Genomic DNA, 24,607 nt, shown 5'->3' on the forward strand with positions numbered 1-24,607 from the left:
GTCTTTGATTGAGAAACCATAATCCGTGAGCACCGTAGGTGATTTATAACTCGTTTACAGAACAGATTTTTTCCTGATAAATATCAATATTTCTCTTATCTCATCGGCTTTTTGACCGTGCAAGGCATGACTTTTCCGTTCGATCAAATCAATGATATTCCCTGTCGTAACCCTTTTGCCATTTTCAAGTAGCTGGATAACTGTTTCACCAATTTCCTGGGCCATAATATGGTTTTGTATGATTCTCAATGCGTTGCCCTTTATATGGTTATTAGTAATACCGTTACACATCAGACATGATGTTAATAGCAAAACAAAAAATACAATTCTTTGCCCAACTTACTTGTATGTTGCACGGATACCCCTGAAATGACAAAACCCCGTTAGAACGAGGTTTTTATTCATGGTGTAACCATAGAGGATCAAACCCTCGTCTCCTGCAAGTTCAAAAGTCGCCCGCTCAATTCGATGAGGTAGTAGCTGACTGACGGCCCTTGTTGGACTTAAACCAGTGCCTGGCAATGATAATGAATCTTGCCGCCTTAACTGGAAGGTCAGAGCCAAATGTTACTTTCGCAACACCTGTTCATTTGATTTACTGGAAGTATATGGCGCATAGTTATCTGGTGTGATCATTGATGATTTACAAAAAATACACTTTGCACCAAAGGGATTTTTCTCAGTCACATCAAAATGGGAAGTTCTGTACTGTGACCCATGACAACAAGGGCACTTAAAATAAATATGGTCGGTCATGATGTTAGCCTTTATTTGCTACAACACTCACTACCGCAGTGATATCCAAAAGATCTATTTAACTAATAATTTCTCTTGGTTTTCAGTATCAGGTTACAACTCACTATTAAAAGCAATAAAAAATAAATATTTCTTATCAGTTCACATGAGGAATCTAAAATAATATAATTTTCTTTATATTATAGCACCAGCGATTTTTGGGATGTTGTTAGCTTTTACGAATGCACTTAAGCGTGCAAGAAAAACTACAGAGGTAAAACAACAAATGACATTCATAAAATAATCATTTCAACTGTTCTACCCAATGATTAGACTCAAACATCTGTTCAGCTTTATGTCGACAGATGTTGAGTTTCTGAAAAACTAATATATCTACTCAGGCATTCACCGTCTTCGCTATCGTATATCAGTTTACATCAGGAAAAATATCAGGCAGCTACAACGTTTTCAGCTGACGGCCCTTTTGCACCAGCAGTAATGCTGAACTCAACTTTTTGGCCTTCATTCAGCGTTTTAAAGCCACCACTCTGAATAGCAGAGAAGTGTACAAACACATCTTTACTACCATTGTCAGGGGTAATAAAACCAAAACCTTTAGACTCGTTAAACCATTTTACTAAACCAGTCATTTTATTAGACACAGGTAATTCCTTAAATTCTATGTAGCCTTACGGCGAAAAGGGCTTCGCACACAATCTAATTAGTAACGATAAGAAGGCTCAAAAGAAAGGATTATCTGTGGATAACGCTTGAGATGAGAACTGCTTTACTAAACCGCTTTAATGGGTCTGTGTACCTAACCAACCCCTCATTAATCACACACCCCACAAACAATAGCAAGTTATTTTTTCATTTAATTTTTCGCAAAATCTTAGAAATGGAAACTGAGACAGCATAATCAAAGAGTTCTGTTCACCCGCAATAACATACAGCCGGTCGTCCCCTGGATAACGAAAAATAAAATAAAATATATTTATCAGTCACTTAAAGGAAATCCCATTTCAATCCGTAAAAATCCAGCAACGAATTTTCGTGCTATTTTTCGCAACTGAGGAAATTAAAGCAACAAAGAAAATCATTTCATCCAACCAGTAAATTCTGAAACAGCCATAACATTTACAAAACTATGCTCCTTTTGTTTCATATCAGTGTATTATCAGAGAAGGAAAATTAAAAAATTTGAAGGAGAAAAAATGCAACGACAGGCAATGATTTCATCAAAAATAAAATTTATTGGTTACTACCCATTAGAAAAGATACTGGAGATTGGGTTCGTAAATTCTTCAACTTTCCAGTATGTGGGCGTTCCTGAAAGCATCTATAACTCTTTTCTCACGGTGCAATCTAAAGGCCGTTTCTTTGACGGTGTCATTAAAGGTAAATTCTTGTGTCGTAAAACAGGGTGATTCAAGAAATTTACGCTGTAGATAGCGTAAAACGCCGTTCTGGTGTTTTCTGTTTTTTGTTACCACCGGGCCAGGAAATTGATATCCCAAAAACCACTATTCCCGTCAATTTCGTTACCCTTCGTTAAGCATGCTCCCTGCAGCGTTCACAGGTTTCAAACACTGGGACGCCATGCTCTTTCGTGGCTTTGCAGTCAAGTACCTCCCCTTTACCACTACAGCGGTAGCGTGCGCTAATTGTTCCCTGAACCGATTGCTATACCGCCACTCGCAGTCAGCAATGAGTAAAGCTGGTCATTTAAATGGCCTTTTTTTCCCGATCATCCTAAAAATTGTTGTAAAATTCGCGGCCTTAGTGATAGCTGCTTCTTTTTGGCTATCTGTTTTGGCGGGAAGTTTTGGAGAGATTTTGGAGAAGAGAAAAAGTTGATTATTTTCAATACTCTGAAAACATCGCGCCTTCTGAACAAGAAGGTGAAACGCGAATGATCGGTCGGCTGCTCAGAGGCGGTTTTATGACCGCCATCTACGCGTATCTGTATATTCCAATCATTATTTTGATTGTGAACTCCTTTAACAGCTCGCGCTTTGGCATCAACTGGCAGGGTTTTACCACCAAATGGTACGGCCTGCTGATGAACAACGATAGCCTGCTACAGGCAGCGCAACACTCGCTGACGATGGCGGTGCTATCCGCCACGTTTGCCACGCTGATCGGCTCACTCACAGCGGTTGCACTGTACCGCTACCGTTTTCGCGGTAAACCGTTTGTCAGCGGCATGCTGTTCGTGGTGATGATGTCGCCGGATATCGTAATGGCGATTTCTTTGCTGGTGCTGTTTATGCTGATCGGCATTCAACTGGGTTTCTGGTCACTGCTGTTCTCGCATATCACTTTTTGTCTACCTTTTGTGGTGGTGACGGTTTACTCACGTCTGAAAGGTTTTGATGTACGAATGCTTGAAGCCGCCAAAGATCTCGGCGCCAGTGAAGTGACTATTCTGCGCAAGATTATACTGCCTCTGGCAATGCCTGCAGTGGCTGCCGGCTGGTTGCTGAGCTTTACGTTGTCGATGGATGATGTCGTCGTGTCGTCCTTCGTTACCGGGCCTGGTTATGAAATTTTGCCGTTAAAAATCTACTCCATGGTAAAAGTCGGCGTATCACCAGAGGTGAACGCGCTGGCGACCATTTTGTTGGTTCTGTCGCTGGTTATGGTGATTGCCAGCCAGCTTATTGCACGTGATAAAACCAAGGGCCGCTAAGGCCCTTAATTCAGGGGACGTTAAATGATGAAAAAATGGTCACGCCACCTGCTCGCGGCGGGTGCTCTGGCACTGGGCATGAGCGCCGCTCACGCTAATGACAACAACACGCTCTATTTCTATAACTGGACCGAGTATGTCCCGCCTGGACTGCTGGAGCAGTTCACCAAAGAGACCGGCATTAAGGTTATCTATTCGACCTACGAGTCGAACGAAACCATGTACGCCAAGCTCAAAACCTATAAAGACGGCGCATACGATCTGGTGGTTCCGTCCACCTATTACGTCGATAAAATGCGCAAAGAAGGCATGATCCAGAAGATCGACAAGTCGACGTTGACCAACTTCCACAACCTCGATCCGGAAATGCTCAACAAGCCATTCGACCCCAACAATGACTACTCTATCCCGTATATCTGGGGTGCGACGGCCATTGGCATCAATAGCGATGCCATCGACCCGAAAACAGTAACCAGCTGGGCCGATCTGTGGAAACCGGAGTACAAAGGTAGCCTGCTGTTAACGGATGATGCGCGTGAAGTGTTCCAGATGGCGCTGCGCAAGCTGGGATACTCCGGCAATACCACCGATCCTAAAGAGATTGAAGCCGCCTATAACGAGTTGAAGAAGCTGATGCCTAACGTCGCGGCATTTAACTCTGACAACCCGGCCAACCCGTATATGGAAGGCGAAGTCAATCTGGGGATGGTGTGGAACGGCTCCGCGTATGTTGCGCGTCAGGCAGGTACTCCGCTGGAAGTGGTATGGCCGAAAGAAGGTGGGATTTTCTGGATGGACAGCCTGTCTATTCCAGCGAACGCAAAAAATAAAGAAGCTGCGCTGAAGCTGATTAACTTCCTGCTACGCCCGGACGTGGCGAAAGAAGTCGCGGAAACCATCGGTTATCCGACGCCAAACCTGGCAGCACGTAAGCTGTTAAGCCCTGAAGTCGCGAACGATAAAACCCTCTACCCTGATGCAGAAACCATCAACAAAGGGGAATGGCAGAACGATGTCGGTTCCGCCAGCGCTATCTATGAAGAGTATTATCAGAAGCTGAAAGCAGGACGTTAATTCAGCGTTGTAAGGAATGCCCGATGGCGCTGCGCGTATCGGGCATAAAAATCACAGTCCTTTCAATAATTTCTCAACAAACTCAGGCACCACCTGGCTTGCCGGACCGTAATACTTCTCTTCAAACTCGCTTCCTACCTGGCTCGGTTCGAGATTTAGCTCTACCGTATGCGCCCCATGTAGTCGAGCTTCATGCACAAACCCCGCTGCCGGGTATACATGGCCCGATGTACCAATCGCAATGAACACATCGGCCATTGCCAGTGCCATATAAATTTCATCCATGCCCAGCGGCATTTCACCAAACCACACCACGTGCGGGCGCAGTGGCGCCGGAAACTGGCAACAATGGCATTTATCTTCCGCTGTCACATCGCCAGTCCACTCCAGAATCTGCCCGCTTTGAGAACAGCGAACCTTGAGCAGTTCACCGTGCATATGGATTACGTTCTGGCTGCCCGCACGTTCATGCAGGTTATCAATATTCTGCGTCACCAGTAAAAAACGGTCGCCCAGCTCGGCTTCGAGTTTTGCCAGCGCGATATGCGCCGCGTTAGGCTGGATTTCTGATTGTTGCAACTGATGACGACGGGCGTTATAAAACGACTGGACCAGTTGCGGATTACGACTAAATCCTTCCGGAGTCGCAACGTCCTCTACCCGATGTTCTTCCCAGAGACCATCCGCCGCGCGAAAGGTTCGAATTCCTGACTCAGCGGAGATTCCCGCTCCCGTCAGTACCAGCACTCTTGGTTTTTCCATCAATTCAGGCACCACTCTGTCTCTGAAAAAGATTCGTTGACGCAGGCGATCGCGCATATGGCGTTTATTTTTACGAAAGCGGCTTAACCGATGACCCCGGCGCGACAGCATAACAACCTCTTTGTATTAATCGGTAAGATGTAGGAAAGCGGCTCCGCGCATCCCGCCCGCATCACCGTGCCGCGCCTGCTCAATACGCGGCACCCGGGCAACCGGCAGCAGATGACGTGGCAGTCGGTCCGCCAGTTGCGTCGTAATAGCGGTAAAATTCGACAAGCCTCCGCCAATCACCACCAAATCAGGATCGACGATAGTCAGGATATTCCCAAGGCACACCGCCAGCAAATCCAGATAGCGTTCAACATGGGCACGTGCTTGTTCATCACCCTGCTCCCACAGCGCGATAATTTCACGGGCATCCAGCGATTGATGGTAGTAATGCTGATACAACCACGCAAATCCACCGCCGGAAAGATAGCTTTCGATGCATCCCAGTTGACCGCACCCGCAGCGGCGCAATGGGAAATCAAAGCCCATCAACGTCAGCGCATCGACTGGCAAACGGATATGACCAAACTCGCCGGTGATATAGCTGCGCCCGGTGATGGATTTCCCGTTAAGCACCAGACCGCCGCCAACACCGGTACCGAGGATCAACCCCATCACGAGCGGATATTGGGTGAACTCGTCATCCCAGGCTTCGGAGAGGGCAAAACAGTTAGCATCGTTATCCAGACGCACATCGCGGTCAAGGCGAGCGCTGAGATCGGCGCGGAGCGGCTTACCACTGGCAGCAGGAACGTTGGCCGCATACAGCGTACCGTCTTCCGTTTCTGGCATACCAGGAATGCCGATGCCTACCGAACCTTTAACGCCGAACCGCAGGTCCGCTTCCGTCACCAGATTGCAGACCGCATCAAGGAAAGCGTCATAGCTGTCGCGAGGCGTAGGGACGCGTGTTTCCCATTGCAAACGACGTTGCTTATCAAACACGCCCAGCGCAATTTTGGTCCCGCCGATGTCAAATCCGTAATACATCACCGCTCCTTGATACACGTCATCCTTCAAGATGCCTTGGGGTCGGCTGCGCCCTCACCCTCCAGTCACATCGTTATCTATGCTCGTGGAGATTTCGGTTTGCCGACTTACCGCCGCATGAATGCTTTCGTGTATATATTGTTATTGGCCGCTAAGTACTCTCGCAGGATCAATATTGCTGGCGCGACGCGCCGGATACCAACTTGCCAAAAGACTCAGCACGAGTGCTGTCACCAGCACGTAAATCACATCCAGCCAGTGTAATTCCGATGGCAGGAAGTCAATGAAATAGATATCGCCGGACAGGAACTGATGGCCGATAAGCGCCTCAATCCCGTTAATGATCGGCGTCAGTTGCAGCGAGACAACCACCCCAATGACGACGCCTATCAGGCTACCGAACAGCCCCGCCAGCAGGCCGTACCAGACAAAAATGGCACGGATAAGGCCATCTTTAGCCCCCAGGGTTCTTAATACCGCAATATCGCCGCTTTTGTCTTTTACCGCCATCACTAACGTGGAAACGATATTAAAACAGGCCACGCCAATCACCAGCACCATCGCCAGATACATAATGGCGCGGATCATCTGGATATCGCGATACATATAACCGTAAGTACCGATCCAGCTCTTAATGTACACATAGTTATTGGTGACTTCACCCGCGTCTCGCACCAGCTTATTAGCGTTAAACACGTCGTTCACTTTCAGCGCGATCCCGGAAACGCTGGATCCCATATCCAGGTATTGCTGCGCATCTTCCATTGGGATCATGGCAAAGCTGTGATCGAGCTGACCGCTCAGTTGCAGGATCCCCGTGACGTGCAAACGCACGCGTTTAGGCTGCTGTAACTTATGATCCGCACTGGCGTTAGGGATCATAATCGATACCCAGTCGCCCTGCTTCACCTTCAGCGCATCGGCAATTCCCTTACCAATAATGATTTGTTGCTCACCCGCTTTGAAATTATCCCATGCGTGGTTTTGCACAAACGAGGGTAGCGCGCTTAAACGCTGCTCCTGCTGCGGATCAACGCCCTTCACCTGCACTGCGCGTAGGTTCGCCCCACTCTCCACCAGCCCGGTAAAGTTAATATAAGGCGCCGCAGCGGCAATGCCTGGTACCTTCTGTACCTTGTCGAGCGCTTCCTGCCAGTTGTTCCACGGCTGATTCACGGCTTCAATCTCACCGTGCGGCACCACGGCCAGAATACGGTTGTTAAGCTCACGCTCAAATCCGTTCATGGCGCTTAAGCCGACGATCAACACCGCGACGCCCAACGCAATGCCAACGGTGGAAATCACGGAAATCAGCGAGACCATGCCGCCGCGCCGCCGACCACGGCTAAAACGCAGACCAATCAATAACGATAAAGGCGAAGCCATTACTCAGCTCCCATCAGGCTCAGTTCAGCCGTCAGGCGACCATCGCGCATTTCAAGCTGGCGGCTCATGCGCTTCGCCAGTTGCAGATCGTGTGTCACCACCAAAAATGCCGTGCCCTGAGAGCGGTTCAGCTCACCCAGAAGCTCGAAAATGCTGTCCGCGTTACGCGCATCAAGGTTACCCGTTGGCTCATCCGCCAGTACCAGGCGCGGGTTATTCACCAGCGCACGAGCGATGGCCACGCGCTGGCGTTCACCGCCTGAAAGTTCAGACGGACGATGGCTGGCACGATGGTCCAGCCCTACTGCTTTCAGCATATCCCGTGCGCGCTCGGTGATTTCAGCCGGTTTTTTCTTGCCGATCAGCAACGGCATCGCCACGTTTTCCAGCGCGGTAAAGTCCGGCAGCAGATGGTGGAACTGATAAATGAAGCCCAGCTTCTGATTGCGCAGTTCCGCTTTCGCCGCCGACGAGAGTTTGCTCATCGGCTGACCGCTAAAAATGACATCGCCGGAAGTTGGCGTATCCAGACCGCCTAACAGATGCAGCAACGTACTCTTACCGGAACCGGAGCTGCCGACAATCGCCATCATCTCACCTTCACCGACGCAAAAACTGACATCGTGCAGTACATCGGTCTGCACTGTGCCTTCCTGATAGCGTTTGCACAGGTTGTCGCATTGCAACAGGATCTTATTCATAACGTAAAGCCTCAGCGGGTTGAGTGGCGGCAGCGCGCCAGGAAGGATAAAGCGTAGACAGCAGCGCGATGGCCATCGCCACCAGCGCAATGACGATAACCTGCAGCGGCTCAATGGCGACCGGCAGCGCAGCCCCATCCAGAAGCACACCGATAATTGGCATCAGGTTGTTCAGTTGACTGGCGAGTAATGCGCCCAGCACCGCGCCCAGCAGCGCGCCGATAATCCCGGCACTGGCCCCCTGAACCATAAACACCATCATTATCTGCCGCGGCGTCAGCCCCTGCGTTTGTAGAATCGCCACTTCCCCTTGCTTCTCCATTACCATCAGACCCAGCGAGGTAATAATATTAAATGCCGCCACCGCCACGATCAGGCTAAGCAGCAGCCCCATCATGTTTTTCTCCATACGCACGGCCTGGAACAATTCCCCTTTGCGCTCGCGCCAGTCCTGCCATTTGGTGCCTTGCGGCAGCGTTTGCTGGCTCAGCGTATCAACCTTTAACGGTTCGTTGAGCCACAGACGCCAGCCGGTAATATTGCCCACCGGGTAACGCATCAGACGTGACGCATCCTGGATGTTGGTCAGCATCTGGTAGCCGTCGACTTCGCTGTTGGCGGCGAAGGTGCCAATTACCGTAAACAGACGCTGGCTCGGCAGACGCCCCATCGGGGTAAACTGGCTGGCTGAGGGCACCATCACGCGAATTTGATCGCCACGATTAACACCCAGTTGCCCGGCAAGCTGCTCTCCGAGGATGACATTATACTTACCCGGCTGCAGATCTGTTTGCTTCACATTGACCAGATATGGCGTTAATGGATCTTTTTGCGCCGGGTCAATACCCAGCATCACGCCGACTGCCACGCTACGCGCACTTTGCAGTACCACATCCCCCGTGGTTATCGGTGCGACGCGGTTGACGCCGTTCAACACCACCGCTTTTTCCGGCAACTGTTGCGGGTTTAGGGAACCCTGTTCAGACGAGAGGACGGCCTGAGGCATCAGGCCAAGAATATTGTTTTGCAGCTCGCGCTCGAAACCGTTCATCACCGACAACACCGTAACCAGCGCCATTACCCCGAGAGTAATGCCAATGGTGGAGAGCCAGGAAACGAAGCGACCGAAGCGATCTGCTGCACGCCCACGCATATAACGCAGGCCGATGAATAGAGCGACAGGTTGGTACATGAAATCCGTCTGGTTGCTGTTAGCAAAGTCACGAGTATATAAGCGAAAGCGGAATGGGTAAATGACTGAACCGTAAGTGTTCGTCAGCACTATTCTTAAAAGTATAAATAAATCAAACCGCTAAAGTTGTCCCTCTTCCCTACAACCCCGATCCCTGACCTTTATCCTAAAAAAACAAAATGCAGACAGTTACGCATTACAGCGCACAGCGGGTTGCGCAGGATGGCAGGCTATTGCAATCAATATGGATGCGCCGTCTCAATGAATAAAAAAGAACTATGGATTAATCAAATCAAGGGGTTATGCATTTGCCTGGTGGTGATTTACCACTCGGTGATCACATTTTACCCGCACCTCACCACTTTTCAGCATCCACTGTCAGAGGTGCTGAGCAAATGCTGGATTTACCTCAATTTGTACCTGGCACCGTTTCGCATGCCGGTGTTTTTCTTTATTTCGGGGTATCTGATCCGCCGCTACATCGATAACGTCCCGTGGACAACCTGCGTGGATAAACGGATCTGGAGTATCGCCTGGGTGCTGGTGCTTTGGGGAGTGGTGCAATGGCTGGCGTTGGTGGCGCTCAATAACTGGCTCGCCCCGCAGCGCGATCTGACCCATGCCGCCAACGCCGCTTATGCGGATTCGATTGCGGATTTTACCCACGGGATGCTGACCGCCAGCACCAGCCTGTGGTATCTGTACGCGCTGATTGTCTATTTTGTTCTGTGTAAAATTTTCAGCCGTTGGGCGATACCGTTGTTAGCATTATTTGTGGCGCTGAGCGTGGCGATCAATTTTTTCCCGACCCCGTGGTGGGGAATGAACAGCGTGATTCGCAATTTGCCCTGGTATAGCCTCGGCGCATGGTTTGGTGCAACGCTGATGGCGTGGATCAAGGAGGTGCCCCTGCGCCGTCATGCGGTCATTGTTCTGGGTTGCACAATCGTCGCCGTCGTCGCGTGGCTGGCAAATGTCTCGCTATTGCTTTCTCTCCTTTCCATTGTGTTGATCATGAAGCTGTTTTATCAGTTCGAGCTCCACTTTGGCATGCGCGCGTCCAGTCCGTTAAGCGTGATTGGCGCCAATACCATCGCCATCTACACCACACACCGTATTCTGGTTGAGCAGTTCAGCTTAACGCTTATCCCCAAAATCAATCATGCCGCCTGGCCTGCATACGCGGAGCTGGCCCTGCTACTGGTGTATCCGTTCGCCTGTCTGCTGCTGTGCACCCTGTTTGGCCTGCTGGTGCGTAAGATTTCACAAAAAACCGTGGCCGATCTGCTCTTTTCCCCGCCCTCTTTATCGCTCGCCTCGCGCTAACCCCTACGCGCTTTTTGCCCCCATTCGGGGGCGAATCAATTTGCTTATGAGAAACGATCACGGATAATAAAGAACATTGCTTATCAGATGTATATCTAAATGAGATCCTGACAACCGAATGCCTGAACAACATCGTTACACGCTCCCAACGGGCGCTTCCGATCAGCGCCAGTTGGGTGAGCTTACGGGTGCCGCCTGCGCAACGCTGGTCGCCGAAATCGCCGAACGTCACGCGGGTCCAGTGGTGCTGATCGCGCCGGACATGCAAAATGCTTTGCGTCTGCATGATGAAATTCGTCAGTTTACTGACCAGATGGTGATGAACCTGCCCGACTGGGAAACGCTTCCCTATGACAGCTTTTCTCCCCATCAGGAGATTATCTCCTCACGGCTCTCCACACTGTATCAACTGCCCGCCATGCAACGCGGCGTGCTGATCGTTCCGGTAAATACGCTGATGCAGCGTGTCTGTCCGCACAGCTATCTGCACGGTCATGCGCTGGTCATGAAAAAAGGCCAGCGGCTTTCGCGCGACGCCCTGCGCGAACAGTTGGACAGCGCTGGCTATCGCCATGTTGATCAGGTCATGGAACACGGCGAATACGCCACGCGTGGCGCATTGTTAGATCTGTTCCCGATGGGCAGCGAATTGCCTTATCGTCTGGATTTCTTTGATGACGAAATCGACAGCCTGCGTCTGTTTGATACTGACACTCAGCGCACGCTGGAAGAAGTCGATGCCATTAATTTGCTGCCCGCACACGAATTCCCGACTGACAAAACGGCCATTGAGCTGTTCCGTAGTCAGTGGCGTGATACATTTGAGGTAAAACGCGACGCCGAGCATATTTATCAACAGGTCAGCAAAGGCACGTTACCTACGGGGATTGAATACTGGCAGCCGCTGTTTTTCAGCGAGCCGCTGCCGCCGCTGTTCAGCTACTTCCCCGCCAATACGTTGTTGGTAAATACCGGCGATATCGAGACCAGCGCTGCACGCTTCCAGGCCGATACCCTGTCACGCTTTGAGAATCGCGGCGTTGATCCGATGCGCCCGCTTCTGCCACCGGAATCGCTGTGGCTGCGGGTTGATGAGCTGTTTTCTGAACTTAAACGCTGGCCGCGTGTTCAGCTGAAAACCGAGAGTCTGCCGAAGAAAGCGGCGAATACCAACCTCGGGTTCCAGAAGCTGCCGGATATCGCCGTTCAGGCACAGCAAAAAGCACCGTTAGATGCATTACGTAAATTCCTTGAAGGCTTTACCGGTCCGGTAATTTTCTCGGTGGAAAGTGAAGGACGCCGGGAAGCGCTAGGCGAACTGCTCGCCCGCATCAAAGTCGCGCCGAAGCGGATATTGCGACTCGACGAAGCCGTAGACAACGGTCGTTATCTGATGATTGGCTCAGCCGAGCACGGCTTCATCGATAGCAAACGCAATCTGGCGCTGATTTGTGAAAGCGATCTGCTCGGTGAACGCGTGGCGCGCCGCCGCCAGGATTCTCGTCGCACCATCAACCCGGATACGTTAATTCGTAACCTCGCGGAGCTGCATCCCGGTCAGCCAGTGGTGCATCTGGAGCACGGCGTGGGTCGCTATGCCGGTATGACCACGCTGGAAGCAGGCGGCATTACCGGTGAATACCTGATGCTCACCTATGCCAACGACGCCAAACTGTATGTGCCGGTGTCGTCGCTGCATCTGATAAGCCGCTACGCCGGCGGCGCGGAAGAGAATGCGCCGCTGCATAAACTGGGCGGTGATGCCTGGTCACGCGCCCGACAGAAAGCCGCTGAGAAAGTCCGCGATGTCGCGGCAGAGCTGCTGGATATTTATGCCCAGCGCGCAGCGAAAGAAGGCTTTGCCTTTAAGCATGACCGTGAACAGTACCAGTTGTTTTGCGACAGCTTCCCGTTTGAAACCACGCCGGACCAGGCGCAGGCGATCAACGCGGTACTCAGCGATATGTGTCAACCGCTGGCCATGGACCGCCTGGTGTGTGGCGATGTCGGCTTTGGTAAAACCGAAGTCGCGATGCGTGCCGCCTTCCTCGCCGTAGAGAATCACAAGCAGGTTGCCGTGTTGGTACCGACCACCCTGCTCGCTCAGCAGCACTTCGACAACTTCCGCGACCGCTTTGCCAACTGGCCGGTACGCATTGAGATGCTGTCCCGTTTCCGTAGCGCCAAAGAGCAAGCGCAGATTCTGGAGCAGGTTGCCGAAGGTAAAATCGATATTCTCATCGGCACTCACAAACTGCTGCAAGCGGATGTGAAGCTAAAAGATCTGGGGCTGCTGATTGTCGATGAAGAGCACCGTTTCGGCGTTCGCCACAAAGAGCGTATCAAGGCAATGCGCGCGGATGTAGATATTCTGACTCTGACAGCAACGCCAATTCCACGCACGCTCAACATGGCGATGAGCGGCATGCGCGATCTGTCGATCATCGCCACACCGCCCGCTCGTCGTCTGGCGGTCAAAACCTTCGTGCGCGAATATGACAACCTGGTGGTACGCGAGGCTATCCTGCGTGAAGTTATGCGCGGGGGACAAGTTTATTATCTCTTTAACGACGTCGAAAATATCCAGAAAACCGCTGACAGATTAGCGGAACTGGTGCCGGAAGCGCGCATTGGTATCGGCCACGGGCAAATGCGCGAGCGCGAACTGGAACGCGTGATGAACGATTTCCACCATCAGCGTTTTAACGTGCTGGTGTGTACCACCATTATCGAAACCGGGATCGACATTCCCACTGCCAACACCATCATCATTGAACGAGCTGACCACTTCGGTTTAGCGCAATTGCATCAGCTACGGGGTCGTGTGGGACGCTCACACCATCAGGCATACGCCTGGCTGCTAACGCCGCACCCAAAAGCGATGACCACCGACGCACAAAAACGCCTGGAAGCCATCGCCTCGCTGGAAGATTTAGGTGCAGGTTTTGCGCTGGCGACCCACGACCTCGAAATTCGTGGCGCAGGGGAACTGCTGGGCGAAGATCAAAGTGGCTCCATGGAAAGTATCGGTTTCTCACTGTATATGGAGCTGCTGGAAAACGCTGTCGATGCGCTCAAAGAAGGGCGTGAACCGTCGCTGGAAGATCTCACCAGCCAGCAAACCGAAGTCGAACTGCGCATGCCATCGCTTCTGCCGGATAACTATATCCCGGATGTCAACACGCGACTGTCGTTCTACAAGCGCATTGCCAGTGCGAAAGGCGAAACCGAGCTGGAAGAAATTAAGGTCGAGCTGATAGACCGTTTTGGCCTGCTGCCCGACCCGGCCCGGACGTTGCTGGATATTGCCCGTTTACGCCAGCAGGCGCAGAAACTGGGGATCAGAAAGCTCGAAGGCAATGAAAAAGGCGGTACTATTGAGTTTGCCGAGAAAAACCACGTTAACCCGGTCTGGCTAATTGGTTTACTGCAAAAACAACCGCAACACTTCCGTCTGGATGGTCCAACACGCCTGAAATTCATGCAGGAGTTGGGCGAGCGTAAAGCACGGATCGACTGGGTTCGCCAGTTTATGCGCCAGCTTGAAGAGAACGCCGTAGCCTAGCGTCAAGCCGGGTGAGCCCTCCGCTCACCCGGCCTGATGAATTTACAAACTCTTTGCACTTCCCTGCACTTCCCGACACTGCAAACCGCCATAATTCTTGTTTACTTTTACATAATAAAAACCACGTAAAAACAATGGATTTATGGTGATGTTAAACAATAAACGACTCTCTCGCTGGTTAGCATTTTTTACGCTTGCCGCGACCTTCGCGTTAGCACTTCCGGCCCAGGCAAACACCTGGCCGCTACCGCCACCGGGAAGCCGCGTGGTGGGTCAGAATGCCGTTCATGTTGTCGAAGACAATGGCGGTTCTCTGGAAGCGATTGCGAAAAAATACAATGTCGGCTTTCTGGCGCTGCTACAGGCCAACCCCGGCGTTGACCCTTACGTACCACGTCCGGGCAGCGTGCTGACTATTCCGCTGCAAACCCTGCTGCCGGACGCGCCGCGCGAAGGCATTGTTATCAACCTCGCCGAACTGCGTCTTTATTATTACCAGCCGGGGACAAATTCGGTGACCGTGTATCCTATTGGTATTGGCCAGTTAGGCGGTGACACGCTGACGCCCACAATGGTAACCACCATCTCTGATAAACGTGCCAACCCAACCTGGACGCCTACGGCAAATATCCGCGCGCGATACAAAGCGAACGGGATCGACCTTCCTGCCGTGGTGCCTGCCGGGCCGGATAACCCGATGGGCCATCATGCCATTCGCTTAGCGGCATACGGCGGTGTGTACCTGCTGCACGGAACTAATGCTGACTTTGGCATCGGAATGCGCGTCAGTTCCGGCTGTATTCGTCTACGCGACGGTGATATCGAAACTCTGTTCCGTCAGGTGAAGCCAGGAACCAAGGTCAATATTATCAATACGCCAATCAAAGCATCCGTTGAACCTAACGGCGTGCGCCTGGTTGAAGTACACCAGCCGTTGTCCGAAAAAATCAATGACGACCCGCAATTGCTGCCGATCGTGCTGAACGCATCCATGCAGACGTTTAAGAATGCGGCGCAAACGGACTCTGCCGTCATGGAACATGCGATGGAGATTCGCTCAGGCATGCCGGTCGATGTCACCCGTCATCACGACGTTGCTCAACAACCGCTGTAATTCAGCGCATAAAAAACCCCCGCTGGATTTTATTCCGCGGGGGTTTTTTATTTAACTCGCAGTGGCATTGCGATGGGTTAAATCTTATTTGTAGATAACTGCAGTCCCGTGGAGGGTGTTAGGACCGGTAACGGAAGTAATACGGAAAGACTTCGCCCCCATCTCATCCGCTTTCTGCGCCAGTTGATCTTCCAGAGAACCTAAGTTAGTCCCCGCATTCGCAGAAATAGTACCGACTTTCTGTTGGCCCGCAGGTGTGGCCTGAACTTCAACGGCAGCAAAGCTTGCAAATGAGAGTGAGCTAAGAACAGCAGCAACAAACAGAGTTTTTACGTTTTTCATGATAGTGACCTTTAGCAGATGAATGTGTGTCGCAAAGATTAACTTAACGATCGATAGGTAAATCATAGATGTGATCCAGGTCACACGTCAACATTTTTTTATAATGATCGTTATATAAAACACAAAGACCTTATTTTTCATATCAATAGCGTTAAATTATTTTTATCGCTAATCAGCTGGAGTGTGCAGTCGAATATTTTTATAATGGTTATTCAATAAACCCAACAAAGGTACATCGGCGCCATGACAACTGAAATGACAGGTTGTGCTAAAAAAAGCCGTGGCCGACCAAAAGTGTTCGACAGGGAAGCCGCGCTTGATAAGGCCATGACACTCTTCTGGCAGCACGGGTATGAAGCGACATCGCTCGCCGATCTGGTAGAAGCAACCGGCGCAAAAGCGCCCACGCTGTATGCGGAGTTCACCAATAAAGAGGGGTTGTTTCGTGCCGTACTGGACCGCTACATCACCCGCTTCGCGGCGAAACATGAAGCCCAGTTATTTTGTGAAGAAAAAAGTCTTGAGTGCGCGCTGGAAGACTATTTCACCGCAATAGCGACCTGCTTTACCAGTAAAGACACCCCGGCGGGATGTTTCATGATTAACACATCCGCGACACTGGCGGCCTCTTCCCGGGATATTGCGCACACGGTGAAATCCCGCCATGCAATGCAGGAACAGACGCTTACCCAGTTCCTTCACCAGCGCCAGCAACGAGGCGAAATTCCGGCCCATTGCGACGTGCAAAAACTGGCCGAATACCTGAACTGTATTTTACAGGGTATGTCGATCAGCGCCCGTGAAGGCGCGACGTTTGAAAAACTGATGCAGATCGCACACACGACTCTGCGACTGTGGCCTGAACTTATCAAAGTTTAACCCTTTCCCGCTATTTCCCCGCAGTACTGACACCACCGGGAGCTGATTAAGCCCCCGGTTAGATTCCCGCGGATTACCCCTACATTATTCAGTGTTTTCATCATCTTACCCGATCATTTTTTGTAAAATGTATTGATAACAACAATTATTATCAGCAATATTCGCATTTGTTTTAACGCCTGTTTCACAATGTAACCATCGGTTTCTCTACCGCCATAACAAAAACAGATCGACTCTTTTTTAAAAGGAATACAAATGCATAAGCGTCTCTGGGTGCTCAATCCTCTCTTGTTGTCTTTAACTCTCCCAGCCATCGCGGCTGAGGAAGATAACCTCATCGTCAGTGCCAACCGTAGTCAACGCACCGTGGCAGAAATGGCACAAACGACCTGGGTTATTGAAGGAAGCGAGATTGAACAGCAGGTTCAGGGGGGGAAAGAGTTCAAAGATGTTCTTGCTCAGTTAATCCCAGGAATCGATGTCAGCAGCCAGGGGCGCACAAACTACGGCATGAATATGCGCGGTCGTGCCATCGTAGTACTGATAGACGGTGTCCGTCTGAACTCCTCGCGTACTGACAGTCGCCAACTGGATTCTATTGACCCGTTTAACATCGCACACATTGAAGTCATCTCAGGTGCAACCTCACTGTATGGCGGCGGCAGTACCGGTGGGTTAATCAACATTGTCACCAAAAAAGGCCAGCCGGAGCGTGAAGTAGAACTCGAACTGGGGAGTAAAAGCGGCTTCAATAACAGTAACGATCATGATGAACGCGTTGCCGCGGCGGTGAGCGGAGGAACCGATCGCGCTTCCGGGCGCATGTCCGTCGCGTATCAACGGTTTGGCGGCTGGTATGACGGCAATCACGATGCCCTGCTGCTGGATAACACCCAAACCGGCCTGCAGCACTCCGATCGTCTGGACGTGATGGGCACCGGAACGATTGAGCTTGACGACAACCGTCAGTTACAACTGGTTACGCAGTATTATAAGAGCCAGGGGGATGACGATTACGGACTGGATCTTGGCGAGAACATGTCCGCCGTGACGGGAAACGGTAAGGCTTATACCAGCAGCGGACTGAATTCCGATCGTATTCCCGGCACCGAGCGTCATCTGATCAGCCTGCAGTATTCAGACGCGGATTTCTTCGGCCAGAACCTGGTCAGCCAAATCTATTACCGTGACGAATCGCTAAAATTCTACCCCTTCCCTACGCTAAGCAAAGGCAAGGTCACCAGTTTCTCCGCATCGCAGCAGGACACAGACCAGTTTGGTGCCAAAATCACCCTCAACAGCCAGCTGATGGATAACTGGGAGCTGACGTGGGGCGTCGATGCCGATCACGAAACCTTCGATTCCAATCAGAAATTCTTCGATCTGGCCTGGTCCCTGCCCTCCGGCGGTATGGACAACCGAACCGCTTATACCACCGGGCGTTACCCCGGTTACAGCATCACCAACTTCGCGCCTTTCCTGCAGAACAGCTATGACATTAACGACATCTTTACCCTCAGCGGCGGTGTGCGCTATCAATGGACCGAAAACAGGGTGGATGATTTCGTTGGCTATGCCCAACAACAGGGAATTGCCACCGGCCTGGCAAACTCCGCCGATACCATTCCTGGCGGTAAAACCGATTACGATAATTTCCTGTTTAACGCCGGTATTCTCGCCCACCTGACCGACCGTCAGCAGACATGGTTTAACTTCTCTCAGGGCGTGGAGCTTCCGGACCCGGGGAAATATTACGGTAACGGCACCTATTCCCTGGTTGGCGATCATTACCAGCTCCAGCGCAGCGTCAACGTGGCGGACTCACGCCTGGAGGGGATTAAAGTTAACTCCTACGAACTGGGATGGCGCTACACTGGCGACAGTCTGCGCACGCAACTGGCCGCTTACTACTCTACTTCGGATAAATCGATCGTTATCAACCGCAGCGATATGACCATTAACGTCCAGCCCGACGATCGCCGTATTTATGGCCTTGAAGGTGCGGTGGATTATTTCATTGCGGATACGGACTGGAGTCTGGGCGGCAACTTCAACGTCATTAAATCGGAAGTGAAGCAAAACGGTAAGTGGCAGAAATGGGATGTAACCCTGGCTTCCCCGTCCAAAGCCACCGCGTGGGTCGGCTGGGCACCTGAACCGTGGACATTGCGCGTACAGAGCCAGCAAACATTTGATCTGACGGACGCCAGCGGCAATAAGCTGGACGGCTATAACACGATGGACTTTATCGGCAGCTATCAGCTCCCGTTGGGTAAACTGACCTTTAGCGTGGAAAACCTGCTGAATGAAGAATACACCACGCTGTGGGGACAACGCGCGCCACTGCTGTACAGCCCAACCTACGGTAGCCCGTCACTGTATGAATACAAAGGCCGGGGCCGCACGTTTGGTCTGAACTACGCCTTAACCTTCTGATAAAAAAAGCCCCCCAGCCTGAGCGAATGGGGGGCTAATGTTCAGGATAATGCTATTTTACGCTTTGTTATTTAGTACCAACTGTCCGTTGTTATCCAACGGAATTTGCGCGCCGGGGTCCTTATCCATACGGATTTTCCCCTGCTGATCGCCAATTTTGTACGTCACGTCGTAGCCCAGCATTTTTTCAGATTTGTCATACACCGTTTTACAACGCTGCTGCGTAGTAGTGTAAGTATCATTTTCCTGCATCGACCCCTGGATCTGGTTACCTGCATAACCGCCGCCTAAAGCGCCGGCCACGGTAGCAATATCTTTACCGCGTCCGCCGCCAAACTGATGGCCGATAACGCCACCAGCAACCGCACCCAGCACGGAACCCGCGATACGGTTTTCATCTTGTACCGGCTTACGGTGTGTGACCGTCACATTCCGACACTCCTGGCGCGGTGTTTTTACCGACTCTTTAATCGGTGTTGCAGAGACAACTTGTGCATACTGTGGGCCACGCTCGAAAACGTTAAGACTGGCCACCGCTGCAACACCCAGCGCAGCAGCTACGCCAATCCCTATACCCGCCAACATAGATTTATTCACGGGACTTCCTCCTTTTTTGCTATTAGCAACAACTTTGCAACAGAAGGTAAGGAATGCCAATCAGATTACGGATGAAAATAGCACGAGGAGGAGCGAAGGCAGGATGATTCGGAGAACTCTGAAGGAAGGCGCCGGATAAGTACAAACATCCGACGCCATAAGCCGTATTAATGTAGTTTCAGACGCGGGCGGATCACCCGGTTAATGCTGCCAACCAGCATCATCAGACCGGTTTTAAAGTAACCGTGCAGAGCAATCTGGTGCATGCGGTACAGTGAGATGTACACAAAGCGCGCAATACGCCCTTCTACCATCATCGAACCACGGGTCAAGTTACCCATCAGGCTACCCACGGTAGAGAAGTTAGAAAGTGAAACCAGAGAGCCGTGGTCTTTGTACTGATACACTTTCAGCGGCTTGCCGTTCATCTGCGCCAAAATGTTGTTCATTGCGCAGCTTGCCATCTGGTGCGCAGCCTGAGCGCGCGGCGGCACAAAACCACCTTCCGGGCGAGCGCAGGAAGCGCAGTCGCCAATCGCGTACACGTCGGGATCGCGCGTGGTCTGCAGAGTCGGCTCAACCACCAGTTGGTTAATACGATTGGTTTCCAGACCGCCAATGTCTTTCATAAAGTCTGGCGCCTTGATCCCCGCAGCCCACACCATCAGATCGGCTTCAATGTACTCGCCATCCTTGGTATGCAGTCCGCCTTCATCAGCGCTGGTTACCATCGTCTGGGTCAGTACGCGTACGCCCAGTTTGGTTAACTCATTATGCGCAGCACTGGAAATACGTGGCGGCAACGCAGGCAGAATACGCTCCCCGGCTTCTACCAGCGTAACGTTCAGCGCTTCGTTGGTCAGCCCTTTGTAACCATAGCTGTGCAGCTGTTTTACCGCATTGTGCAGCTCGGCTGAGAGTTCAACCCCCGTCGCACCGCCGCCGACAATGGCGATATTTACTTTGCCGTTAGCGCCCAGATTCGCGGAATACTTCAGGAACAGATTCAGCATCTCCTGGTGGAAACGACGCGCCTGATGCGGGTTATCCAGGAAAATGCAGTTTTCTTTGACGCCCGGCGTATTGAAATCGTTGGAGGTACTGCCCAACGCCATCACCAGCGTGTCATACGGGACTTTGCGCTCAGGAACCAGCAGCTCGCCCTTCTCATCACGCAGCTCGGCAAGAGTAATGGTTTTCGCTTCGCGATCGATATCCACCACCGAACCCAACTGAAACTGGAAACCGTGGTTACGGGCATGCGCCAGATAGCTCAGCGCATCCACGCCTTCGTCCAGGGAACCCGTCGCGACTTCATGCAGTAACGGTTTCCATAAATGGCTGTGGTTTCTGTCCACCAGCGTGATTTTGGCCTTTTTCTTGCGCCCCAGCTTTTTACCCAGCTGTGTCGCCATTTCCAGTCCGCCAGCACCGCCGCCGACAATCACGATTCTTTTTAATGGTGTAGTCAACGTGACCCCCTTAAATTTATTAACCAATTGTTAATTAAAAGTTATAGGCATAGCCTTTAATTAACAACAAGTTACGATAATGAAAATGTTCTTCGAGAGTGAGAATAACACGAACGGTGCATTGGTCATACCAAAATTGATGTGTATCAAGTTTTGATGCTGAAAAGATAGACAACACGAACTTTAAGAACAAAAAAACCAGCCCGAAGGCTGGTTTTTTACACGTTCATGGAGGATTAACCTAACGTCTTGAACGCTTTGATGCGCTGCAAATGCGGGGAGATATTCTTAAACTTGTGCGTCTGCTCTTCGTCCCAGACTATCTCGTAAAAATGATGCAGCTCTTCTGACGAACGCTGACTATTGAGCGCTTCATCATGACGTGACAGGATCACCAGGCAGCGATCGCGATTCTTTTCGCGGAAATTGGTCACGCATTTTGTCGCGATATCGGCATACTCTTCAGGCCTGTCGATTTTTCCTTCCATGTTCTCATACGGGAACAGGTTGGGATTAAACACTACCTGACGAATATCACACAGGAAACCAATCCGTTCAGCCCAATATCCCCCGAGCCCCACGCCACAAATCAGCGGACGGTCGTCCACATTAAGCTGCAGCATTTTGTCCACTTCTTTCAGTAGATGCTGCATGTCATGTTTAGGATGCCGCGTACTGTAGCTAATCAGCCTGACATCCGGGTCGATGAACTGCAGCTGCAACACCTTTTCGTGGTTGCCCGGGCTGTTAGAGTCAAAACCGTGTAAATAGATAATCATCGCATCCTCGCCAAACTTGCGTTAATGACCTGCTTTCTCTTCCTGCCAGCGCTCATGAAGCTGGTTGAGCTGGGCGCTTACCGTCTTCCAGCGTGCCGAGTCCATCAGTTCCTGACGTGAAAATGAACCTTTATGATACAAACGTGTAACACGTTCTGCATTGATCGGCGACAGATTATCTAACACACTGACCGCGCCTTTACGATTATTGCAGACCAGGATCATATCGCAACCCGCATCCAGCGATGCCTGACCACGCTCCGCATAGCTTCCCATAATCGCCGCCCCTTCCATCGACAAATCATCGGAGAAAATGACGCCATCGAAACCAAGCTCCTGACGCAGCACCGTTTTCAGCCAGTGTGGCGAACCGCTCGCCGGACGCGGGTCCACGTCACTGTAGATGACATGCGCAGGCATAATGGCATCGAGTTTGTTTTCCGTAATCAACGTCTGGAACACGGACATATCTTTTGCACGAATTTCGGCTTCTGAACGTGGATCGGTTGGGGTTTCTTTATGCGAATCCGCCGTCACTGCCCCATGCCCGGGGAAATGTTTACCGGTAGTTTTCATGCCAGCAGCATGCATACCGTCAATGAAGCGGGTCGCCATAGCCAGCGCTTTCCGCGGATCGGCATGGTAAGAACGTTCGCCAATCGCCGCGCTGATATGCCCCACATCCAGCACCGGCGCAAAACTTATATCTATATCCATTGCGATCATTTCGCTGGCCATTAGCCATCCGGCGTCCTGAGCCAGATTGCCGCCTTCTTCCAGACCGTGCAGTGCTGCAAAGGATTGGGCCGCGGGCAGACGCGTAAATCCTTCGCGAAAACGCTGTACCCTACCGCCTTCCTGATCTACCGCCACCACCAGATGATTGCGTGATGCCGCGCGAATCTGGCGCACTAATTCACGCAACTGTTCCGGGTCATGATAATTTCGGGTAAAGAGGATCAACCCACCTACCAGCGGATGCGCCAGAATCTCACGCTCTTCAGCGTCCAGCTCATACCCTTCGACATCCAACATTACTGGGCCCACACTACTCTCCTTATCCTTTCATTATTAGCTGCCGCCAGGTTTCATCGGCCAGCCTGATAAATTGTCGATCGCCGGTTTGTCGCCAGCGATACTCAAACCACCCCGCTTTCAGCATTATGACCCAGGGCCGCCATCGTCTGACCTGCCGCCACAGCGCGTTTTGTTCAATGTGCGCTCGTTGGGCGTAGGCGCGAACCAGCCGTTGGTGCTGAGATTCGTCGTTGACCCAAACCACCGCCAGCTCCAGAGCGATATCACCGTCTCCGGCATATTCCCAGTCAATCAGCCGCAGCCCTGATGCTGTACGTACGATGTTGTCACCGTGGATATCCATATGCAGAGGCCCCAGACGCAAAGGTCGAGGCTCACCGCTTTTCCTGAGTCGCTTCAACGCTCGCAACCAGCATGGCGTCCGACGCGCCGGATCGCCACACTGCCAGTACTGTTCGAGTAGCGGCAGCAGACTGATTCGCCAGCCCAATTGGGGTTGTTGGTGCAGATGATACAATAAGCCAGCGAGTTCGTCGGCGTCCGGCAATCTGGATTCTACCTTACCGTGAAAAAAGTCGACCGCCATCCACCCACGTATATAAAAGCGGGGGCGCGGCGCAAGGCTTTCAGGCAGGTGCTTTAACGCGTGATAGTGGCGCAAGAAATGCGATTCCGGCGCGTCAGAGTCGTGATGACAGCGCAACACTAAGCGGTGGGTATCGTGTTCGATGATGCAGCTCCCGCCGCTCAGGCCGCTCTGGTTGGCTACGACGGGATGATACTGCGGGAAATAGCGCGACAACACCTCGTCGCGCGTCAGCCGGTTATTGTTGCTGTACGGCACCTTTACCTGACCAGATTATCTCGCCAGTTTGTACCAGCATTAATTGCATTTGCAGCGCCGGCGAATTGACGTTGCCGGAGGCGCTGGAATAGAGCACATACTGTGCGCCAACGTTACGGGCGATACCAATCGCTTTGCTGCGCGTTCCCAGACTGTCGTTCGGCGACAGACCTAACTGCTGTTTGGCGACAGCCAACTGCTGGGCGGAAACCAGGGTAAACTTGCCGTTATTCGCCAGCGCGTTCCTCAAGGTCTCGGTGGCTTCACCGGCGTTCAACGAGCCGTTGGTCCGGTTATTCACGCTATCAACCAGCAGAACGCCTCCCGCTTTGACGCCGTCAGCCTGCAGCATTTTACCGACCATCGGCTGCATAGCCCCGTTCCAGTCATAGTGACGTTGACGTGGCGTCGGCTGCGCCGTTTGGTCCTCGTGCTCAATCGGACCCGGCTGCTGCGGTATGCTTGGCACCGTTGGTACAACCGGCACCGGCTGTTGCGGCTGCGCGGGCTGTTCCGGCACCGGCTTCACTTCCTCTACGGGTGCGGGCTCACGTTGCGCCACACAGCCAGAGAGAAACATCGCCAGCGCGGCAATCAGTGCGTAGCGATTCATTTTGATCATCAAGATTCACCCC

23 protein-coding genes and 1 pseudogene are annotated in these 24,607 nt (G+C 51.7%); 8 read left to right on the plus strand and 16 right to left on the minus strand.

Annotated elements, in window-relative coordinates; genetic code table 11:
* Positions 1-54: 54 nt before the first annotated feature.
* The 3 genes from HV311_RS14650 to cspE all read right to left on the minus strand — a co-directional run bounded on the left by HV311_RS14650 (position 55) and on the right by cspE (position 1,397).
* On the minus strand, positions 55-225 hold the full coding sequence (locus HV311_RS14650) for a hypothetical protein (RefSeq protein WP_223307937.1): 171 nt from the start codon (positions 223-225) through the stop codon (positions 55-57).
* Positions 226-567: 342 nt separating this feature from the next.
* Positions 568-756 carry a cold shock small protein YmcF gene (ymcF, locus tag HV311_RS14655; RefSeq protein WP_071600303.1) on the minus strand — a complete coding sequence of 63 codons (189 nt, stop codon included), beginning with the start codon at positions 754-756 and terminating at the stop codon, positions 568-570.
* Between the two features lie 428 nt (positions 757-1,184).
* A complete protein-coding gene (gene cspE / locus HV311_RS14660; protein ID WP_005127641.1) occupies positions 1,185-1,397 on the minus strand; it encodes a transcription antiterminator/RNA stability regulator CspE in 213 nt (70 codons plus the stop codon).
* Between the two features lie 552 nt (positions 1,398-1,949).
* On the opposite strand from cspE, the gene HV311_RS14665 reads away from it, so the two are divergent.
* A complete protein-coding gene (locus tag HV311_RS14665) occupies positions 1,950-2,162 on the plus strand; it encodes a KTSC domain-containing protein (RefSeq protein WP_016152687.1) in 213 nt (70 codons plus the stop codon).
* A 139-nt stretch (positions 2,163-2,301) separates the two neighbouring features.
* Here HV311_RS14665 and HV311_RS14670 read toward each other — a convergent pair.
* Positions 2,302-2,409, minus strand: a pseudogene (locus HV311_RS14670) (antitermination protein Q); the annotation flags it as partial.
* Between the two features lie 238 nt (positions 2,410-2,647).
* Here HV311_RS14670 and potC point away from each other — a divergent pair.
* Entirely contained in the window at positions 2,648-3,427 is a 780-nt protein-coding gene (gene potC / locus HV311_RS14675) for a spermidine/putrescine ABC transporter permease PotC (protein ID WP_003030794.1), read from the plus strand.
* Between the two features lie 27 nt (positions 3,428-3,454).
* Positions 3,455-4,501, plus strand: a complete 1,047-nt coding sequence (potD, locus tag HV311_RS14680; protein WP_046274797.1) for a spermidine/putrescine ABC transporter substrate-binding protein PotD — start codon at positions 3,455-3,457, stop codon at positions 4,499-4,501.
* A 51-nt stretch (positions 4,502-4,552) separates the two neighbouring features.
* On the opposite strand, the gene cobB is transcribed toward potD, so the two are convergent.
* The 5 genes from cobB to lolC all read right to left on the minus strand — a co-directional run bounded on the left by cobB (position 4,553) and on the right by lolC (position 9,580).
* The gene (gene cobB, locus HV311_RS14685) at positions 4,553-5,374 is read right to left on the minus strand and encodes a Sir2 family NAD+-dependent deacetylase (RefSeq protein ID WP_016152685.1); all 822 of its coding nucleotides are present in this window, start codon (positions 5,372-5,374) and stop codon (positions 4,553-4,555) included.
* A gap of 15 nt (positions 5,375-5,389) precedes the next feature.
* The gene (gene nagK / locus HV311_RS14690; protein ID WP_191220123.1) at positions 5,390-6,301 is read right to left on the minus strand and encodes an N-acetylglucosamine kinase; all 912 of its coding nucleotides are present in this window, start codon (positions 6,299-6,301) and stop codon (positions 5,390-5,392) included.
* 141 nt (positions 6,302-6,442) lie between these two features.
* A complete protein-coding gene (gene lolE / locus HV311_RS14695; RefSeq protein WP_016152683.1) occupies positions 6,443-7,687 on the minus strand; it encodes a lipoprotein-releasing ABC transporter permease subunit LolE in 1,245 nt (414 codons plus the stop codon).
* Positions 7,687-8,388, minus strand: coding sequence for a lipoprotein-releasing ABC transporter ATP-binding protein LolD (lolD, locus tag HV311_RS14700; protein ID WP_003832278.1), 702 nt, complete (start codon positions 8,386-8,388; stop codon positions 7,687-7,689). The genes lolE and lolD overlap by 1 nt, the downstream gene beginning before the upstream one ends.
* The gene (lolC, locus tag HV311_RS14705; protein ID WP_003030806.1) at positions 8,381-9,580 is read right to left on the minus strand and encodes a lipoprotein-releasing ABC transporter permease subunit LolC; all 1,200 of its coding nucleotides are present in this window, start codon (positions 9,578-9,580) and stop codon (positions 8,381-8,383) included. The genes lolD and lolC overlap by 8 nt, the downstream gene beginning before the upstream one ends.
* Positions 9,581-9,841: 261 nt before the next feature.
* Between lolC and HV311_RS14710 the strand changes: the two genes are divergently transcribed.
* The 3 genes from HV311_RS14710 to ldtC all read left to right on the plus strand — a co-directional run bounded on the left by HV311_RS14710 (position 9,842) and on the right by ldtC (position 15,585).
* Complete coding sequence (locus tag HV311_RS14710) at positions 9,842-10,906, plus strand: acyltransferase family protein (protein ID WP_191220124.1); 1,065 nt, start codon at positions 9,842-9,844, stop codon at positions 10,904-10,906.
* A 118-nt stretch (positions 10,907-11,024) separates the two neighbouring features.
* On the plus strand, positions 11,025-14,471 hold the full coding sequence (gene mfd, locus HV311_RS14715) for a transcription-repair coupling factor (RefSeq protein WP_016152681.1): 3,447 nt from the start codon (positions 11,025-11,027) through the stop codon (positions 14,469-14,471).
* 148 nt (positions 14,472-14,619) lie between these two features.
* Positions 14,620-15,585, plus strand: coding sequence for a L,D-transpeptidase LdtC (gene ldtC / locus HV311_RS14720; RefSeq protein ID WP_016156209.1), 966 nt, complete (start codon positions 14,620-14,622; stop codon positions 15,583-15,585).
* Between the two features lie 84 nt (positions 15,586-15,669).
* Here ldtC and bhsA read toward each other — a convergent pair whose 3' ends face one another.
* Complete coding sequence (gene bhsA, locus HV311_RS14725; RefSeq protein WP_029139491.1) at positions 15,670-15,927, minus strand: multiple stress resistance protein BhsA; 258 nt, start codon at positions 15,925-15,927, stop codon at positions 15,670-15,672.
* Positions 15,928-16,170: 243 nt separating this feature from the next.
* Here bhsA and comR point away from each other — a divergent pair, with 243 nt between their 5' ends.
* Complete coding sequence (gene comR, locus HV311_RS14730; RefSeq protein ID WP_016156207.1) at positions 16,171-16,806, plus strand: TetR family copper-responsive transcriptional repressor ComR; 636 nt, start codon at positions 16,171-16,173, stop codon at positions 16,804-16,806.
* 255 nt (positions 16,807-17,061) lie between these two features.
* Positions 17,062-19,242 (plus strand): TonB-dependent siderophore receptor, encoded by a 2,181-nt coding sequence (locus tag HV311_RS14735; RefSeq protein WP_019076496.1) that lies wholly within the window; start codon positions 17,062-17,064, stop codon positions 19,240-19,242.
* 57 nt (positions 19,243-19,299) lie between these two features.
* Here HV311_RS14735 and HV311_RS14740 read toward each other — a convergent pair whose 3' ends face one another.
* From HV311_RS14740 to lpoB, 6 genes are all read right to left on the minus strand, one after another.
* Positions 19,300-19,839: a glycine zipper 2TM domain-containing protein gene (locus HV311_RS14740; protein ID WP_003030814.1), complete on the minus strand. Its 540-nt coding sequence runs from the start codon at positions 19,837-19,839 to the stop codon at positions 19,300-19,302.
* 167 nt (positions 19,840-20,006) lie between these two features.
* A complete protein-coding gene (gene ndh, locus HV311_RS14745; RefSeq protein WP_191220125.1) occupies positions 20,007-21,311 on the minus strand; it encodes an NADH-quinone dehydrogenase in 1,305 nt (434 codons plus the stop codon).
* Positions 21,312-21,547: 236 nt separating this feature from the next.
* Complete coding sequence (ycfP, locus tag HV311_RS14750) at positions 21,548-22,090, minus strand: alpha/beta hydrolase YcfP (protein WP_003030817.1); 543 nt, start codon at positions 22,088-22,090, stop codon at positions 21,548-21,550.
* 21 nt (positions 22,091-22,111) lie between these two features.
* The gene (gene nagZ / locus HV311_RS14755; protein WP_047359323.1) at positions 22,112-23,137 is read right to left on the minus strand and encodes a beta-N-acetylhexosaminidase; all 1,026 of its coding nucleotides are present in this window, start codon (positions 23,135-23,137) and stop codon (positions 22,112-22,114) included.
* A gap of 10 nt (positions 23,138-23,147) precedes the next feature.
* On the minus strand, positions 23,148-23,972 hold the full coding sequence (gene thiK / locus HV311_RS14760) for a thiamine kinase (RefSeq protein WP_191220126.1): 825 nt from the start codon (positions 23,970-23,972) through the stop codon (positions 23,148-23,150).
* On the minus strand, positions 23,953-24,594 hold the full coding sequence (lpoB, locus tag HV311_RS14765) for a penicillin-binding protein activator LpoB (protein WP_016152673.1): 642 nt from the start codon (positions 24,592-24,594) through the stop codon (positions 23,953-23,955). The genes thiK and lpoB overlap by 20 nt, the downstream gene beginning before the upstream one ends.
* Positions 24,595-24,607: the final 13 nt, after the last annotated feature.

Source organism: Citrobacter sp. RHBSTW-00881 (assembly GCF_013728515.1).
Classification (GTDB): Bacteria; Pseudomonadota; Gammaproteobacteria; order Enterobacterales; family Enterobacteriaceae; genus Citrobacter; species Citrobacter braakii.